Consider the following 15,713-nt stretch of genomic DNA (forward strand, 5'->3'; position numbering starts at 1 on the left):
TTACCCTTTCCCCCTATGAGCCTGGCTTGTCGCTCTGCGCCGCTTAATATTGTTATGTCGGCTGCAAAGACCTTATGACACTTCATATCACGCAGCGAAGTGTAATGATAAATTAATTCGCCTCGCAAATTAAAACCACCATAACTGTGACTTTTATCACCAAAAAACATCGATTACTGCGGCAACATCTGGCTATACCCGCAAACTTATTTTATGATCCGAAATATTAAGGCGCACTCAGGCCGTGGCGGGATGACAGAATCCGTTTAGGCTGATGAGTAACGCATTGGATTCGCGCGCCCCCTTTTCCATTTTCCTAATTGAGGTGAAACATGAGACTGATTCCTTTAGCTACACCAACCCAGGTCGGCAAATGGGCAGCACGCCATATTGTGAACCGGATTAATGCCTTTAACCCAACGGCAGACAAACCCTTTGTGCTGGGCTTACCCACCGGCGGTACGCCGCTTGAAGCTTACAAGCACCTGATTGAGATGCATAAAGCGGGCCAGGTTAGCTTCAGGCATGTTATCACTTTCAATATGGATGAATATGTTGGCCTGCCAAAAGAGCACCCGGAAAGCTACCACAGTTTCATGTATCGCAACTTCTTTGATCACGTTGATATTCAACCAGAAAACATCAATCTTCTGAATGGTAATGCGCCGGATATTGACGCAGAATGTCGCCAGTATGAAGAGAGAATCCGCGCGCTGGGCAAAATTCACCTGTTTATGGGTGGCGTTGGCAACGATGGTCACATCGCCTTTAACGAACCGGCCTCTTCGCTGGCTTCACGTACCCGGATTAAAACCCTGACGCATGACACCCGCGTGGCAAACTCTCGCTTCTTTAACGGCGATGTCGATCAGGTACCAAAATATGCGCTGACGGTGGGTGTCGGCACCCTGCTGGACGCGGAAGAAGTGATGATTCTGGTTACCGGCCACGTTAAAGCTCAGGCGCTACAGGCGGCGGTCGAAGGCAACGTTAATCACATGTGGACCATCAGCTGTCTGCAGCTGCACCCGAAATCGGTGGTGGTGTGTGACGAGCCAGCCACCATGGAACTGAAAGTGAAAACCGTGAAATATTTCCGCGAGATGGAAGCGGAAAATATGAAAGGCGTGTAACTAAAAATTTGTCGTACCTGCTGTTGCCCCGGGCAGCGGCAGGTCAGGACGGGAGAGAAGAGATGTTCGCATTAGTTAATGGCCGGATTTATAGCGGCCACCAGATTCTGGACAATCACGCGGTGGTGATTGCCAACGGGCGCATTGACCGCGTGATCCCACGTGAGTCGCTGCCTGCAGACATGGAGCAGCGTGATGTATCAGGTGCCATCATTGCGCCCGGCTTTATCGATCTGCAGCTTAATGGCTGTGGCGGCGTTCAGTTTAATGACGACATCGACGCGCTCAGCGTAGAGACGCTGGAAATCATGCAGCGCGCCAACGAAAAGTCAGGCTGCACCAGCTTTTTACCGACGCTGATCACCAGCAGTGACGAATTAATGCAGCGGGCGATCGAAACCATGCGCGCTTACCTGCAAAAACATCAGCATCAGGCGCTCGGGCTGCATCTGGAAGGTCCGTGGCTGAGCAAAGCGAAGAAAGGCACCCATAATCCGGCGCTGATCCGCCTGCCCGACGCCGCCCTGGTGCAATACCTGTGTGAAAATGCGGATGTGATCACAAAAGTGACGCTGGCCCCGGAAAATGCCGGCAGCGACGTGATTCGTCAGCTGACTGAAGCGGGTATCATCGTCTCCGCCGGGCATTCCAACGCCACTTACGAAGAAGCCAAAGCGGGCTTTTCTACGGGCATCAGCTTCGCCACACACCTGTATAACGCCATGCCGACCTTTGCCGGTCGTGAACCCGGTCTTATCGGTGCGCTGTTTGATTCGCCTGATGTATACTGCGGCATTATTGCGGATGGTTTACATGTCCATTACGCTAACGTTCGCAATGCGAAGCGCATTAAAGGCGACAAGCTGATCCTGGTAACGGATGCCACAGCACCGGCTGGCGCGGCGATTAGCGAGTTTATTTTTGCTGGTAAAACAATCTATTATCGTGACGGGCTGTGCGTTGATGAAAACGGAACGCTGAGCGGTTCTGCCCTCACCATGATTGAAGCAGTACAGAACAGTGTGGAACATGTTGGCATTGCACTGGATGAAGCGTTGCGCATGGCGTCACTTTACCCGGCACGGGCGATGGGCGTGGAAAAGCAGTTAGGCTCGATCGAAGCAGGAAAAATCGCGAACCTGACTGTGTTTACGCGCGACTTTAAAATCATTAAGACGTTTGTCAACGGAGACGACGTCCTGAGCGAGTAAGCACTGAATGACCACTGGCGGCCAGTCACAAATAGGAAATGTCGATCTTGTTAAGCAACTCAATAGTGCGGCCGTTTACCGGCTGATTGATCAACAGGGGCCGATATCGCGCATTCAGATTGCCGAACTCAGCCAGCTTGCGCCCGCCAGCGTCACCAAAATTACCCGTCAATTGATAGAGCGCGGATTGATCAAAGAGGTGGACCAGCAAGCCTCCACCGGCGGTCGCCGCGCCATCTCCATCATCACTGAAACCCGCAACTTCCATACCATCGGCGTCCGACTCGGACGCAACGACGCAACCCTGACGCTGTTTGATCTGAGCGGAAAATCGCTGGCGCAAGAGGATTATGCGCTGCCGGAACGCACTCAGGAGACGTTGCAGCACGCGCTGTTCAACGCCATCAGCGCCTTCATTGAGCAGCACCAGCGCAAGATACGCGAGCTGATCGCGATTTCGGTGATCCTGCCAGGGCTGGTTGACCCGATTAACGGGGTGATCCGCTATATGCCGCACATCGCCGTCAGTCACTGGCCGCTGGTCGCCAGCCTGAAAGAACGCTTTAATGTTACCAGTTTTGTCGGTCACGACATCCGAAGCCTGGCGCTGGCTGAGCACTACTTTGGGGCAAGCCGCGACTGTGCCGACTCCATTCTGGTGCGCTTACATCGCGGCACCGGGGCCGGTATCATCGCCAACGGGCATATTTTTCTCGGCAGCAACGGTAACGTCGGTGAGATTGGCCATATTCAGGTCGATCCGCTGGGCGAACGCTGCCACTGCGGTAACTTTGGCTGCCTCGAAACCATCGCCGCCAACGGCGCGATTGAAAGTCGGGTACGTCATCTGCTGAATCAGGGCTATCCCAGCGTGCTGACGCTGGAGGCGTGCCAGATGCCGCAAATCTGTAAAGCGGCTAATCAGGGTGATGCGCTGGCCTGCGAAGTGATCGAATATGTCGGCCGCTACCTCGGTAAAGCTATCGCGATTGCCATCAACCTGTTTAATCCGCAAAAAGTGGTGCTGGCCGGTGAAATCACCGACGCAGAGAAAGTGCTACTGCCCGCGATTGAAGGCTGCATTAACACTCAGGCGCTCGCCGCCTTCCGCAAAAATCTACCGGTGGTACGTTCGACCTTAGATCATCGTTCGGCAATCGGCGCCTTTGCGCTGGCAAAACGTGCCATGCTTAACGGCATTCTGCTGCAACATCTTCTCGAAGAATAAGCTCAGCCTGCCACTCTGGCGGGCCACATCGGATCTGACTATGACCATTAAAAGCGTAATTTGTGATATTGATGGCGTGCTGATGCACGACAACACGGCGGTTCCCGGCGCACAGGAGTTTTTGCAGCGCATTCTGGCGAAAGAGATGCCGCTGGTGGTGCTGACTAACTACCCTTCGCAAACCGCGCAGGATCTGGCCAACCGTTTCGCCTCGGCGGGCGTAGAAGTGCCGGACTCGGTGTTCTACACCTCGGCGATGGCCACGGCAGACTTTCTTCGCCGTCAGGAAGGCAAAAAAGCCTATGTGATAGGTGAAGGTGCGCTGATCCACGAACTCTACAAAGCCGGCTTTACCATCACCGATATCAACCCTGATTTTGTCATCGTCGGGGAAACGCGCTCGTTTAACTGGGACATGATGCATAAGGCGGCTTTTTTTGTCGCCAATGGCGCGCGGTTCATCGCCACCAACCCCGATACCCATGCGCGCGGCTTTGTTCCGGCCTGTGGCGCGCTGTGTGCCGGTATCGAGAAGATTTCCGGTCGCCGCCCGTTCTACGTCGGCAAACCGAGTCCCTACATTATGCGTGCAGCCCTGAACAAGATGCAGGCGCATTCGGAAGAGACAGTGATAGTCGGTGACAATCTGCGCACCGATATTCTGGCCGGTTTTCAGGCCGGGCTGGAAACGGTGCTGGTGCTATCGGGCGTATCAACCTTAAGCGATATTGATGCCATGCCGTTCCGGCCGGACTGGATCTACCCTTCAGTCGCGGATATTGACCTGTTCTGATGCCTTTTTCTTATGACGCATCGGGCTAAAGCGTGATGCGTCCCCTCTTTTCGACCGATTACCCGCCCTCTCTTTCGGCTAAAATTCAGCCAGAAAATGCATTTCATTATCGATTCAACAATAAAAACGTTGTTAAATTGTCGTTTATTCAATTTTATCGCCATGACAACAATCTTTTTATCAGTAAATCGCGATTCCTCTTGCATTGAATGCACCAAATAGCGCATTTTCTTATACATCACGCAGCGTCAGGCTGCCGGACAAACGCAAAAGATAACATCGCCGTAAGGTGAGCTCAGGAGTCAGTTATGTGTTCAATTTTTGGTGTGCTGGATCTGAAAACCGATCCTGTTGAGCTGCGCAAAAAAGCGCTGGAATGTTCACGCTTAATGCGTCATCGCGGCCCGGACTGGTCTGGTGTCTATGCTGATGACCATGCAATCCTGGCGCATGAACGTCTCTCAATCGTTGACGTCAACAACGGCGCACAGCCGCTGTACAACGCCGACCACACTCATGTTCTGGCGGTTAACGGCGAAATCTATAACCATCAGGCACTGCGCGCAGAATTGAGCGATCGCTATCAGTTCCAGACCGGATCTGACTGTGAAGTCATCCTGGCGCTGTATCAGGAAAAAGGGGTCGATTTCCTCGACGATCTGGAAGGCATGTTCGCTTTTATCCTGTATGACAGTGTAAAAAACACTTACCTGATCGGCCGCGATCACATCGGTATCATCCCGCTCTATATGGGTAACGATGAGCATGGCAACCTGTATGTCGCGTCAGAGATGAAAGCGCTGGTGCCGGTCTGCCGTTCAATCAAAGAGTTCCCGCCGGGCAGCTACCTCTCCAGCACCGATGGCGAAATCCGTCGTTACTGGCAGCGTGACTGGATGGAATACAAAAACGTAGAGCACAACACCACCGACGCTGCGGGCCTGAAGCATGCGCTGGAAGAGTCAGTAAAAAGCCATCTGATGTCAGATGTTCCTTACGGTGTGTTGCTGTCGGGCGGACTCGATTCGTCAATCATTTCTGCCGTCACCAAGCGCTTTGCCGCTAAGCGGGTCGAAGATCAGGATAAAAGTGATGCCTGGTGGCCGCAGCTGCACTCGTTCGCAGTGGGCCTGGAGGGATCGCCCGATCTGAAAGCGGCTAAATCCGTGGCGGAACATCTCGGCACCGTGCACCACGAAATTCATTTCACCGTGCAGGAAGGTCTGGATGCAATTCGCGATGTGATTTATCACATTGAAACCTACGACGTCACCACCATCCGCGCCTCCACGCCGATGTACCTGATGTCACGTAAGATTAAAGCGATGGGCATTAAGATGGTGCTGTCGGGTGAAGGCGCAGATGAAGTCTTCGGCGGCTATCTCTACTTCCATAAAGCGCCGAACGCCAAAGAGTTCCACGAAGAAAACGTGCGTAAACTGCAGGCGCTGCACATGTTCGACTGCGCCCGTGCCAACAAGGCGATGTCAGCCTGGGGCGTGGAAGCGCGTGTCCCCTTCCTGGATAAAAAATTCCTCGATGTGGCGATGCGCATCAACCCGGCCGACAAAATGTGTGGCAGCAACGGCAAAATGGAGAAGCACATCCTGCGTGAATGTTTCTCTTCATACCTGCCGGAAAGCGTGGCATGGCGGCAGAAAGAGCAGTTCTCAGACGGCGTTGGTTATAGCTGGATCGACTCCCTGAAAGAGGTTGCCGCGCAGCAGATCAGCGATCAGCAACTGGCCACTGCGCACTTCCGTTTCCCGTTCAACACGCCGGGTTCGAAAGAGGCTTATCTGTATCGTGAAATCTTTGAAGAGCTGTTCCCGTTACCGAGCGCGGCAGAGTGCGTGCCTGGCGGCCCATCAGTGGCCTGCTCGTCAGCCAAAGCGATTGAGTGGGACGAAGCATTCAAAAACATGGACGATCCATCAGGTCGCGCCGTGGGTGTGCATCAGTCAGCCTATAAATAACCGCGTCTGAACTGATGAAAAATGGGCCGTTTATGGCCCATTTTTTTTATCATCTGCGTTGTATTCACTGAAAAATTGTTGAATAAACCGCCAGCCTGGTTATAAGCCGGTCAAACAGCGGTTATCAGCAAAAAAACGGCAAAAAACTTGTTGACGCTGTTAAGTCAACTCCGCATAATGCGCCCCGCAACGCCGATGAAGGTAACGCGAAAAAAAGATGGCTACGTAGCTCAGCTGGTTAGAGCACAGCACTCATAATGCTGGGGTCACAGGTTCGATTCCCGTCGTAGCCACCATCTTTTTTTGCGGGAGTGGCGAAATTGGTAGACGCACCAGATTTAGGTTCTGGCGCCGCAAGGTGTGCGAGTTCAAGTCTCGCCTCCCGCACCATTTCATTATTCGGCAGCATGGATGGGGTATCGCCAAGCGGTAAGGCACCGGTTTTTGATACCGGCATTCCCTGGTTCGAATCCAGGTACCCCAGCCAATTTCGATGAATCTCGTGGCTGCGAGTGGACGAATGGGATATCGCCAAGCGGTAAGGCACCGGTTTTTGATACCGGCATTCCCTGGTTCGAATCCAGGTATCCCAGCCATCATCGAAATGCAGTACAATTTGGCTACGTAGCTCAGCTGGTTAGAGCACAGCACTCATAATGCTGGGGTCACAGGTTCGATTCCCGTCGTAGCCACCATATTATTGGGGTGTCGCCAAGCGGTAAGGCACTGGTTTCTGATACCAGCATTCCGGGGTTCGAATCCCTGCACCCCAGCCACACAAAAGACAATTTGAATTAACACCTATTGGGGTGTCGCCAAGCGGTAAGGCACTGGTTTCTGATACCAGCATTCCGGGGTTCGAATCCCTGCACCCCAGCCAAATTGCACAATGAAGCCCGCTTTTGCGGGCTTTGTTGTTTTTGTGCTTCCCTGTCCAATGACGGTCGATTGTAGCGGCCCGCCTTATCACGAGCCGTACAACGCTTTCAGGCTGATTTACAATCCCAGCGCATAGCGCAACACCTGACGCTTCAGCACCCCGGAATGCTCGGCGGCGATCAACCCAAGGTTACGTGCAAAGCGCAGCGGTGCCAGCTGATTGCTGAAGGCGAAATAGAACAGATCCATCCCGCCCTGCATCAGCATATTGTCGGTGCGACGCTGACGCTGATAGCGCTGCAATATCCGCTCAGCCGCCCAGTCTTCCGCCGCACCGCGCGCGGTCACCAGCACCTCAATTAACGCATCAATATCGCGGTAACCCAGGTTAACGCCCTGCCCCGCCAGTGGGTTGATGGTGTGTGCCGCATCGCCCACCAGCGCCAGTCCTGGCAGCACGTAACGCGCCGCATGACGCCGCACCAGCGGGAACCCGCCCGCAGCATGGGCTTTAAACCGCCCCAGACGCGCCGGGAAGTGGCTGGCAATCTCTTTCTCCAGCTGAGGCAGCGCCATCGCCTGGAGCTGGCGTATCCGCGCTGGCGCGTCATACCACACCAGCGAGGCGCGGTTGTCATACAGCGGCAGAAAGGCGCGTGGCCCCTGCGGAGTAAAATGTTGCCAGGTGGCATCGCCGGCCGGATGTTCACAGGTGACGCTGATCAGCAGGCAAGACTGCGCATAGCTCCAGCCGTGGATGCCAATCCCCGCCATCTGCCGCACCTGTGAGTTAGCGCCATCTGCGCCCACCACCAGCCGGGCATGCAACGTCTCGCCGCCGCTCAGGTCGACGCGCCAGCCGCCATTCTCCTGCTGCAAATTCTCCAGCGTGGCCGGACAGCAGAGCGTAACACCAAGCGCCTGCATCTCTTCCCACAGCGCCCGTTGCAGCACGCTGTTTTCCACCATAAAACCCAGTTCCGGCAGGCCGAGCGAGGCGGCATCGAAGCTGACCTGTGCGGTTTGCCACTCCCAGGTCTCCAGCTTGCGATACGGGGCGCATCGCATCGCCTCAACCCGCGACCAGACGTTAAGCTGCTTCAGTAACGCTACCGACGATGAGCCGATGGCCGAGATCCGCAGATCGGGATCGCTCTCTGCCGCAAACGGGGCCGGCTCAGCGCGCTCAATCACCGCCACGCGGAACTGCTGCTGCGTCAGCCCACACGCCAGCGCGGCTCCCACCATGCCGCCGCCGACGATCACCACATCAAACTGGTTATCCTGCATTGCTTATATCCTTCTTCTTTTCCCGCCAGCCTGCGCAACACGGGTCTGATTGAAGCAAAGTGTACCGGAAAATTCTGGCACGATCAGAAAAGCCCTTAGGCTGGTCACAACAGCATCAAAGCATTACAATACGCGCCCTGCACTCCACTGCACTGAATCAATGGCTAGTTCGATGACAAAAAAACTGCATATCAAAACCTGGGGATGTCAGATGAATGAGTATGATTCATCTAAGATGTCTGACCTGCTGAACAGTACGCACGGCTACACGCTGACCGAGGTCGCTGAAGAGGCGGATATTCTGCTGCTCAACACCTGTTCTATTCGCGAGAAAGCGCAGGAGAAGGTTTTCCACCAGTTGGGGCGCTGGAAAAAGTTAAAAGAGCGTAACCCGGATTTGATCATCGGCGTCGGCGGTTGCGTGGCATCGCAGGAAGGGGATCACATTCGCCAGCGTGCGCCCTGCGTCGATATCGTCTTTGGCCCGCAGACTCTGCACCGTCTGCCGGAAATGATTAACACCGTGCGCGGCAGCAAAAGCCCGGTGGTGGATATCAGCTTCCCGGAAATCGAGAAATTTGACCGTCTGCCCGAGCCGCGTGCAGAAGGTCCGACCGCCTTCGTCTCCATCATGGAAGGCTGCAACAAGTACTGTACCTTCTGCGTGGTGCCTTATACTCGCGGTGAAGAAGTCAGCCGTCCGAGCGACGACATTCTGCTGGAGATCGCCCAACTGGCGGCCCAGGGCGTGCGTGAAGTTAACCTGCTCGGCCAGAACGTTAACGCCTATCGCGGTGCCACTTTTGATGGCGGCATCTGCACCTTCGCTGAACTGCTGCGCCTGGTGGCGGCCATCGACGGGATCGATCGTATTCGCTTCACCACCAGCCACCCGATTGAGTTCACCGATGACATTATCGAGGTTTACCGCGATACGCCGGAGCTGGTGAGCTTCCTGCACCTGCCGGTCCAGAGCGGTGCCGACCGCATCCTGACGCTAATGAAACGGGCGCACACGGCGCTGGAGTATAAGGCGATTATCCGTAAGCTGCGCGCGGCGCGCCCGGATATTGAGATCAGTTCTGACTTCATCATCGGCTTCCCGGGTGAAACTCAGCAGGATTTCGAACAGACCATGAAGCTGATTGCCGATGTCAATTTCGACATCAGCTTTAGCTTTATCTACTCTGCACGTCCGGGCACCCCGGCGGCTGACCTGCCGGATGACGTCAGCGAAGAAGAGAAAAAGCAGCGTCTCTGGATCCTGCAGGATCGCATCAATCAGCAGGCGATGGCTATCAGCCGGCGGATGCTCGGCACGGTGCAGCGTATCCTGGTGGAAGGGATCTCCCGTAAGAACGTCATGGAAGTTTCTGGCCGCACCGAAAATAACCGGGTGGTGAACTTTGAGGGATCGCCTGAGATGATCGGTAAGTTCGTTGATGTCGAAATCGTCGACGTCTACACCAACTCGCTGCGCGGCAAACTGGTGCGTACCGAAGAAGAGATGGGACTGCGTATGGCAGAAAGCCCGGCTTCCGTTATCGCCCGTACCCGTAAAGAGAACGAGATCGGCGTAGGTCTGTTCCAGCCTTGATGCCTGCCATAATTGCGGCAATGCGCGCAGCATTGCCGCCAATTTCACTTTGTTGCACTTGGTTTCTGAAAGTGCCGCCCAAATATCTTTTCTTAAGCTTGCGCCCAGGCGTTACGGCATAAATAATTTCGTTATGGTGCATCCGGTTAAGCCCAACGGTGCGTCAGACACACCTCATAACTGGCCCTGAGTGACCCAAAGGATTCGTTTGAATATCGAAACTCGTGAAATCGCCCTTGAACCGGCCGATAACCGTCGTCTGATGAGCCTGTGCGGTCCATTTGACGATAATGTGAAACAGCTTGAACGTCGTCTGGGCATTGAGATCAACCGTCGGGACAACGTCTTTAAGCTGGTGGGGCGCGCACTCTGCGTGAATGCGGCGGCTGACATTCTGAAAACACTCTATGTGGATACCGCACCGGTACGCGGCGACATTCCGGATATTGAGCCGGACCAGATCCATCTGGCGATCAAAGAGAGCCGGGTACTGGAGCAGACCGCCGAAAGCGTGCCGGAATATGGCAAAGCGGTCAATATCAAGACCAAGCGCGGCGTCATCAAGCCACGCACGCCAAACCAGGCACAGTACATCGCGAACGTGCTCGACCATGACATCACCTTTGGCGTTGGCCCGGCCGGGACCGGTAAAACCTACCTGGCCGTCGCGGCGGCGGTCGATGCGCTGGAACGTCAGGAGATACGCCGAATCCTGCTGACCCGCCCGGCAGTTGAAGCGGGCGAGAAGCTCGGCTTTCTGCCCGGCGATCTGAGTCAGAAGGTGGACCCTTATCTGCGTCCGCTGTATGACGCACTGTTCGAGATGCTCGGCTTTGAGCGGGTTGAGAAGCTGATGGAGCGCAACGTGATTGAAGTGGCTCCGCTGGCCTATATGCGTGGCCGTACGCTGAATGACGCGTTTATCATTCTCGATGAGAGCCAGAACACCACCATCGAACAGATGAAGATGTTCCTGACGCGTATCGGTTTCAACTCTAAAGCGGTCATTACCGGTGACGTCACTCAGATCGACCTGCCGCGCCACGTTAAATCGGGCCTGCGTCATGCGATTGAAGTGCTGTCGGAAGTGGAAGAGATCAGCTTCAACTTCTTCCACAGTGAAGATGTGGTGCGCCACCCGGTTGTAGCCCGTATCGTCACCGCCTATGAAGCCTGGGAAGCGGCCGATCAGAAACGTCGCGACCAGCAGGCTGAAGAGCGTAAACGCGAGGCGCTGGCCGCCCAGAGCGTAACGCAGGAGAGCAAATGAGCGAGGTGATTCTTGACCTGCAGATCGCCTGTGAAAACAGCGCCGATCTGCCCACTGAAAGCCAGTTTCACCGCTGGCTTTCAGCGGCGGTCACCCCTTTCCAGCCGGAAAGCGAAGTAACGGTGCGTCTGGTTGATGAAGCGGAAAGTCATGAGCTTAATCTGACTTATCGCGGTAAAGATAAACCAACCAACGTGCTCTCTTTCCCGTTTGAAGCGCCGCCTGGCATCGAACTACCGCTGCTCGGTGACCTGATTATTTGTCGTCAGGTGGTCGAGCAGGAGGCGGCTGAGCAGCACAAAAGCACTGAGGCCCACTGGGCACACATGGTGGTACACGGCACGCTTCATCTGCTGGGCTACGACCATATTGAAGACGACGAAGCCGAAGAGATGGAGTCACTGGAGACCGAGATAATGCTTGCTCTTGGTTATCCTGATCCGTACATTTCGGAGAAAGAAGACGCCTGACCTCCGGGTTCCGGCTATCCTGCTGCCAGCGCTGCGCTGGCAGCGTTAATTCCTCACCAGAGAGATCTTTAAAAACCGCCATGAGCGACGACCATTCTCAAAACAGCGATGCACCCAGTAGTAAAAAGGGATTCTTTTCCCTGTTGATCAACCAACTTTTTCACGGTGAACCGAAAAACCGTGATGAGCTACTGGAGCTGATCCGCGACTCAAATCATAAAGACCTGATTGACCAGGATACCCGTGACATGCTCGAAGGGGTGCTGGATATTGCGGAGCAGCGCGTGCGTGACATTATGATCCCGCGCTCGCAAATGATTACCCTGAAACGCAATCAGAACCTCGAAGAGTGTCTGGACGTGATTATCGAGTCGGCGCATTCGCGCTTCCCGGTGATCAGCGAAGACAAAGATCACGTTGAAGGGATCCTGATGGCGAAAGATTTACTGCCGTTTATGAGCAGCGAATCTGAACCGTTCAGCATTGAGAAAGTGCTGCGCCCGGCGGTAGTGGTGCCTGAAAGCAAACGCGTAGACCGGATGCTGAAAGAGTTCCGTTCTCAGCGTTACCACATGGCGATTGTGATCGATGAGTTCGGCGGCGTCTCCGGCCTGGTCACCATCGAAGACATTCTGGAGCTGATCGTCGGTGAGATTGAGGATGAGTATGACGACGAAGAGGATCGTGATATCCGTCAGCTTAACCGCCACACCTTTACGGTGCGGGCGTTAACCGCGATTGAAGATTTCAATGAGGTGTTCGGCACGCAGTTCAGCGATGACGAAGTCGACACCATTGGTGGCCTGGTGATGCAGGGCTTCGGCCATCTGCCCGCGCGCGGTGAGAGCATCGACATCGAAGGTTATCAGTTCAAAGTTGCGATGGCCGACAGCCGCCGTATCATCCAGGTTCATGTCACTATTCCGGATAATTCGCCACAACCTCAACTGGATGACGAATAAGTTTATGGCTTTAGCCTCACTTTACCCGCGTCAGCGGGTTCGCCTGCTGCTGGCTTTATTAACGGGTGCGTCTGGCACCCTCGCCTTCTCTCCTTACGATTTCTGGCCCGCCGCACTGCTGTCGCTGTGCGGCTTACAGCTTCTGACCCTTAATCGCACCAGCCCTCAGGCCAGTGCGATTGGCTTCGTCTGGGGGTTTGGCCTGTTCGGCAGCGGCATCAACTGGGTCTACGTCAGCATTGCGACCTTTGGTGGGATGCCTGGTCCGGTGAACGTCTTTTTGGTGGTGCTGCTGGCGGCCTATCTGGCGATCTATCCGGCGCTGTTTGCCGGGCTGCTCAATCGCCTGTGGCCGCGCACGACGTTATGGCGTCTGGCGCTGGCGGCCCCGGCGTTATGGCAGATCACCGAGTTTCTGCGCGGCTGGATCCTCACCGGCTTTCCGTGGCTGCAGTTTGGTTACAGCCAGATCAATGGCCCGCTGAAAGGCGTAGCGCCGCTGGGCGGCGTGGAAACCATTACCTTTCTGCTGATGGTGGTCGCCGGTCTGCTGGTGTATGCCCTGCAACAGCGCAATGTAAAAAGCCTGGTCGCGGCCCTGCTGCTGCTGGCCTTACCCTGGCCGCTGCGCTACGTCCAGTGGGTTCAGCCGTTACCGGCCCGTGCAGTCGATGTGGCCCTGGTACAGGGCGATATTCCGCAGTCGATGAAGTGGGACCCGCAACAGTTGCTGAACACGCTGCGCATTTACAGCGGACTCAGCCAGCCGTTGATCGGCAAAACCCCGATTATCATCTGGCCGGAATCAGCAATTACCGATCTGGAAAGTAATCAGCAGCCGTTCCTGCGCTCGCTGGATGATGAGCTACGCGCGCGCGGCAGTGCTCTGGTGACCGGCATCGTAGACTCGCGCCTCGAGCAGAACCGCTATCACGATTACAACACGGTGATCGTGTTAGGCGGCAACGCGCCTTATAACTACTTCAGCGGCAATCGCTACCAGAAAAATCACCTGGTGCCGTTTGGGGAGTTTGTACCGCTGGCCGATCTGCTACGTCCACTGGCACCGTTCTTCGATCTGCCAATGTCTGCTTTCAGTCGTGGCGCTTACCTTCAGCCGCAGCTCAGGGTGGCCGGTTACAACCTGACCAGCGCCATCTGCTATGAGATTGTGCTGGGTGAACAGGTGCGCGCCAACTTCCATCCCGACACCAATTTCCTGCTGACGGTTTCTAACGATGCCTGGTTTGGTCACTCGATCGGCCCATGGCAGCATTTCCAGATGGCCCGGATGCGGGCGCTGGAGCTGGGCCGTCCGCTGTTACGCAGCACCAACAACGGCGTGACAGCAGTGGTGAATGCCAGCGGCGAGGTTGAAAAGATGCTGCCGCAGTTCAGCCGCGCAGTGTTAACCGACAAAGTGGTACCGACCACCGGTGAAACTCCTTATGCGCACGCTGGCGTCTGGCCGGTGTGGATTCTGACGGCGCTGGCCGCCCTGGCGGCGGTGCTGCGTCGCCGACGCTGATTCACCCTGCTCAAAGGCGAAGCGGCTGCTTCGCCTTTTTTTATCGCTTTTGCCTGCTATTTTCCCCTTCCCTCACCGCAGACTCTGCTGCGTTAGCGCGCCGGAACCCGTTTCTGGCACGATGATTGCTAATTATTTCAGTGTTTTTCGCAAACAGGCGCACTGCATACGCTGATAGCAGGCCGGTTGCACCAAAATAATCGCTTCGCTTGCACCGTTAACGCGCAGGCAGGAAAAATTGCCTTTTTTTGGTGCGGATCACCTCGCAAAAAAGAAACTTTTTTGTTTCATCGCGTTAACAATCCGCTATGTTAGTGACTATTCTGCGCGCAGCTGCGCTACGGGATAGCCAGAAAAGCAGCAGGAAATACACACAACATCATAATCAGCACAGGTTATATCCTGTGCATTTTCCATACGAAGGAGTTGGAACATGCAACTACGCAAAGTGGCATTATCTCTTCTGCTGATCAGCGCAGCAGCGGGAGCGGCCCAGGCGGAAGATCTCAGCGGCACCCTGAAGAAGATCAATGACAACGGCGTCATTGTGGTCGGGCACCGCGAATCATCAGTTCCCTTTTCTTATTATGACAACCAGCAAAAAGTCGTCGGCTACTCACAAGCCTATTCCGCTGCCATTGTGGACGCCATTAAAGCGAAGCTGAACAAGCCTGATCTGCAGATCAAAATGATCCCGATTACCTCGCAAAACCGTATCCCGCTGCTGCAAAACGGCACCTACGATTTTGAGTGTGGATCTACCACCAACAACCTTGAGCGCCAGAAACAGGCAGCCTTCTCTGACACCATTTTCGTCATTGGTACCCGTCTGCTGGTTAAGAAAGGCGGTCCGATCAAAGATTTCACCGACCTGAAAGGCAAAACCGTGGTGGTGACCTCCGGGACCACTTCTGAAGTGCTGTTACACAAACTGAACGATGAGCAGAAAATGGAAATGCGCATTATCAGCGCGAAGGATCATGGCGACTCGTTCCGTACGCTGGAAACCGGCCGTGCCGTGGCCTTTATGATGGATGATGCTCTGCTGGCCGGTGAACGCGCCAAAGCGAAAAAACCCGACAACTGGGAAATCTTAGGTACGCCGCAGTCCAAAGAGGCTTACGGTTGTATGCTGCGTAAAGACGATCCGCAGTTCAAAACCTTAGTGGATGAAACCATCGCCAAAGCGCAGACCTCAGGCCAGGCTGAAAAATGGTTCGACACCTGGTTCAAACAGCCAATCCCACCGAAGAACCTGAACATGAACTTTGAACTGTCGGATGACATGAAAGCGCTGTTCAAAACGCCGAATGATAAAGCACTGAACTAACAAGAAAATACCCAATGGATTTCAGCTTGCATTGAGGCGGCAAGAG

12 protein-coding genes and 7 tRNA genes are annotated in these 15,713 nt (G+C 54.8%); 18 read left to right on the forward strand and 1 reads right to left on the reverse strand.

Annotated features, from left to right (window positions below; genetic code table 11):
- Positions 1-332: 332 nt before the first annotated feature.
- From nagB to FHW04_RS02395, 12 genes are all read left to right on the forward strand, one after another.
- Positions 333-1,133, forward strand: a complete 801-nt coding sequence (gene nagB / locus FHW04_RS02340) for a glucosamine-6-phosphate deaminase (protein WP_031374802.1) — start codon at positions 333-335, stop codon at positions 1,131-1,133.
- A 62-nt stretch (positions 1,134-1,195) separates the two neighbouring features.
- Complete coding sequence (nagA, locus tag FHW04_RS02345; RefSeq protein WP_089561144.1) at positions 1,196-2,344, forward strand: N-acetylglucosamine-6-phosphate deacetylase; 1,149 nt, start codon at positions 1,196-1,198, stop codon at positions 2,342-2,344.
- A gap of 7 nt (positions 2,345-2,351) precedes the next feature.
- Entirely contained in the window at positions 2,352-3,572 is a 1,221-nt protein-coding gene (gene nagC / locus FHW04_RS02350) for a DNA-binding transcriptional regulator NagC (RefSeq protein ID WP_031374800.1), read from the forward strand.
- A gap of 40 nt (positions 3,573-3,612) precedes the next feature.
- A complete protein-coding gene (locus FHW04_RS02355) occupies positions 3,613-4,365 on the forward strand; it encodes an HAD-IIA family hydrolase (RefSeq protein ID WP_031374799.1) in 753 nt (250 codons plus the stop codon).
- Positions 4,366-4,673: 308 nt separating this feature from the next.
- Positions 4,674-6,341 (forward strand): asparagine synthase B, encoded by a 1,668-nt coding sequence (gene asnB / locus FHW04_RS02360; RefSeq protein WP_031374797.1) that lies wholly within the window; start codon positions 4,674-4,676, stop codon positions 6,339-6,341.
- A 219-nt stretch (positions 6,342-6,560) separates the two neighbouring features.
- Positions 6,561-6,637 (forward strand) — tRNA-Met (locus FHW04_RS02365).
- Between the two features lie 9 nt (positions 6,638-6,646).
- Positions 6,647-6,731: transfer RNA gene (locus tag FHW04_RS02370), tRNA-Leu, on the forward strand.
- Positions 6,732-6,753: 22 nt separating this feature from the next.
- A tRNA-Gln gene (locus FHW04_RS02375) sits at positions 6,754-6,828 on the forward strand.
- 34 nt (positions 6,829-6,862) lie between these two features.
- Positions 6,863-6,937: transfer RNA gene (locus tag FHW04_RS02380), tRNA-Gln, on the forward strand.
- A gap of 22 nt (positions 6,938-6,959) precedes the next feature.
- Positions 6,960-7,036, forward strand: a tRNA-Met gene (locus FHW04_RS02385).
- A 6-nt stretch (positions 7,037-7,042) separates the two neighbouring features.
- A tRNA-Gln gene (locus FHW04_RS02390) sits at positions 7,043-7,117 on the forward strand.
- 29 nt (positions 7,118-7,146) lie between these two features.
- A tRNA-Gln gene (locus tag FHW04_RS02395) sits at positions 7,147-7,221 on the forward strand.
- A 116-nt stretch (positions 7,222-7,337) separates the two neighbouring features.
- On the opposite strand, the gene ubiF is transcribed toward FHW04_RS02395, so the two are convergent.
- Positions 7,338-8,510: a 3-demethoxyubiquinol 3-hydroxylase gene (gene ubiF, locus FHW04_RS02400; protein WP_031374796.1), complete on the reverse strand. Its 1,173-nt coding sequence runs from the start codon at positions 8,508-8,510 to the stop codon at positions 7,338-7,340.
- 172 nt (positions 8,511-8,682) lie between these two features.
- Between ubiF and miaB the strand changes: the two genes are divergently transcribed.
- The 6 genes from miaB (at position 8,683) to FHW04_RS02430 (ending at position 15,667) form a co-directional block, all read left to right on the forward strand.
- Positions 8,683-10,107, forward strand: coding sequence for a tRNA (N6-isopentenyl adenosine(37)-C2)-methylthiotransferase MiaB (miaB, locus tag FHW04_RS02405; RefSeq protein WP_046288459.1), 1,425 nt, complete (start codon positions 8,683-8,685; stop codon positions 10,105-10,107).
- A 208-nt stretch (positions 10,108-10,315) separates the two neighbouring features.
- Positions 10,316-11,377: a PhoH family protein gene (locus tag FHW04_RS02410; protein ID WP_031374794.1), complete on the forward strand. Its 1,062-nt coding sequence runs from the start codon at positions 10,316-10,318 to the stop codon at positions 11,375-11,377.
- Positions 11,374-11,847 carry an rRNA maturation RNase YbeY gene (gene ybeY, locus FHW04_RS02415; RefSeq protein ID WP_031374793.1) on the forward strand — a complete coding sequence of 158 codons (474 nt, stop codon included), beginning with the start codon at positions 11,374-11,376 and terminating at the stop codon, positions 11,845-11,847. The genes FHW04_RS02410 and ybeY overlap by 4 nt, the downstream gene beginning before the upstream one ends.
- An 80-nt stretch (positions 11,848-11,927) precedes the next feature.
- Positions 11,928-12,809: a CNNM family magnesium/cobalt transport protein CorC gene (corC, locus tag FHW04_RS02420; protein ID WP_031374792.1), complete on the forward strand. Its 882-nt coding sequence runs from the start codon at positions 11,928-11,930 to the stop codon at positions 12,807-12,809.
- Between the two features lie 4 nt (positions 12,810-12,813).
- On the forward strand, positions 12,814-14,337 hold the full coding sequence (gene lnt / locus FHW04_RS02425) for an apolipoprotein N-acyltransferase (RefSeq protein ID WP_046288545.1): 1,524 nt from the start codon (positions 12,814-12,816) through the stop codon (positions 14,335-14,337).
- 433 nt (positions 14,338-14,770) lie between these two features.
- Positions 14,771-15,667 carry an amino acid ABC transporter substrate-binding protein gene (locus tag FHW04_RS02430; protein WP_031374791.1) on the forward strand — a complete coding sequence of 299 codons (897 nt, stop codon included), beginning with the start codon at positions 14,771-14,773 and terminating at the stop codon, positions 15,665-15,667.
- Positions 15,668-15,713 lie beyond the last annotated feature (46 nt).

The organism is Pantoea sp. AN62 (assembly GCF_050432985.1).
Lineage (GTDB): Bacteria > Pseudomonadota > Gammaproteobacteria > Enterobacterales > Enterobacteriaceae > Pantoea > Pantoea brenneri.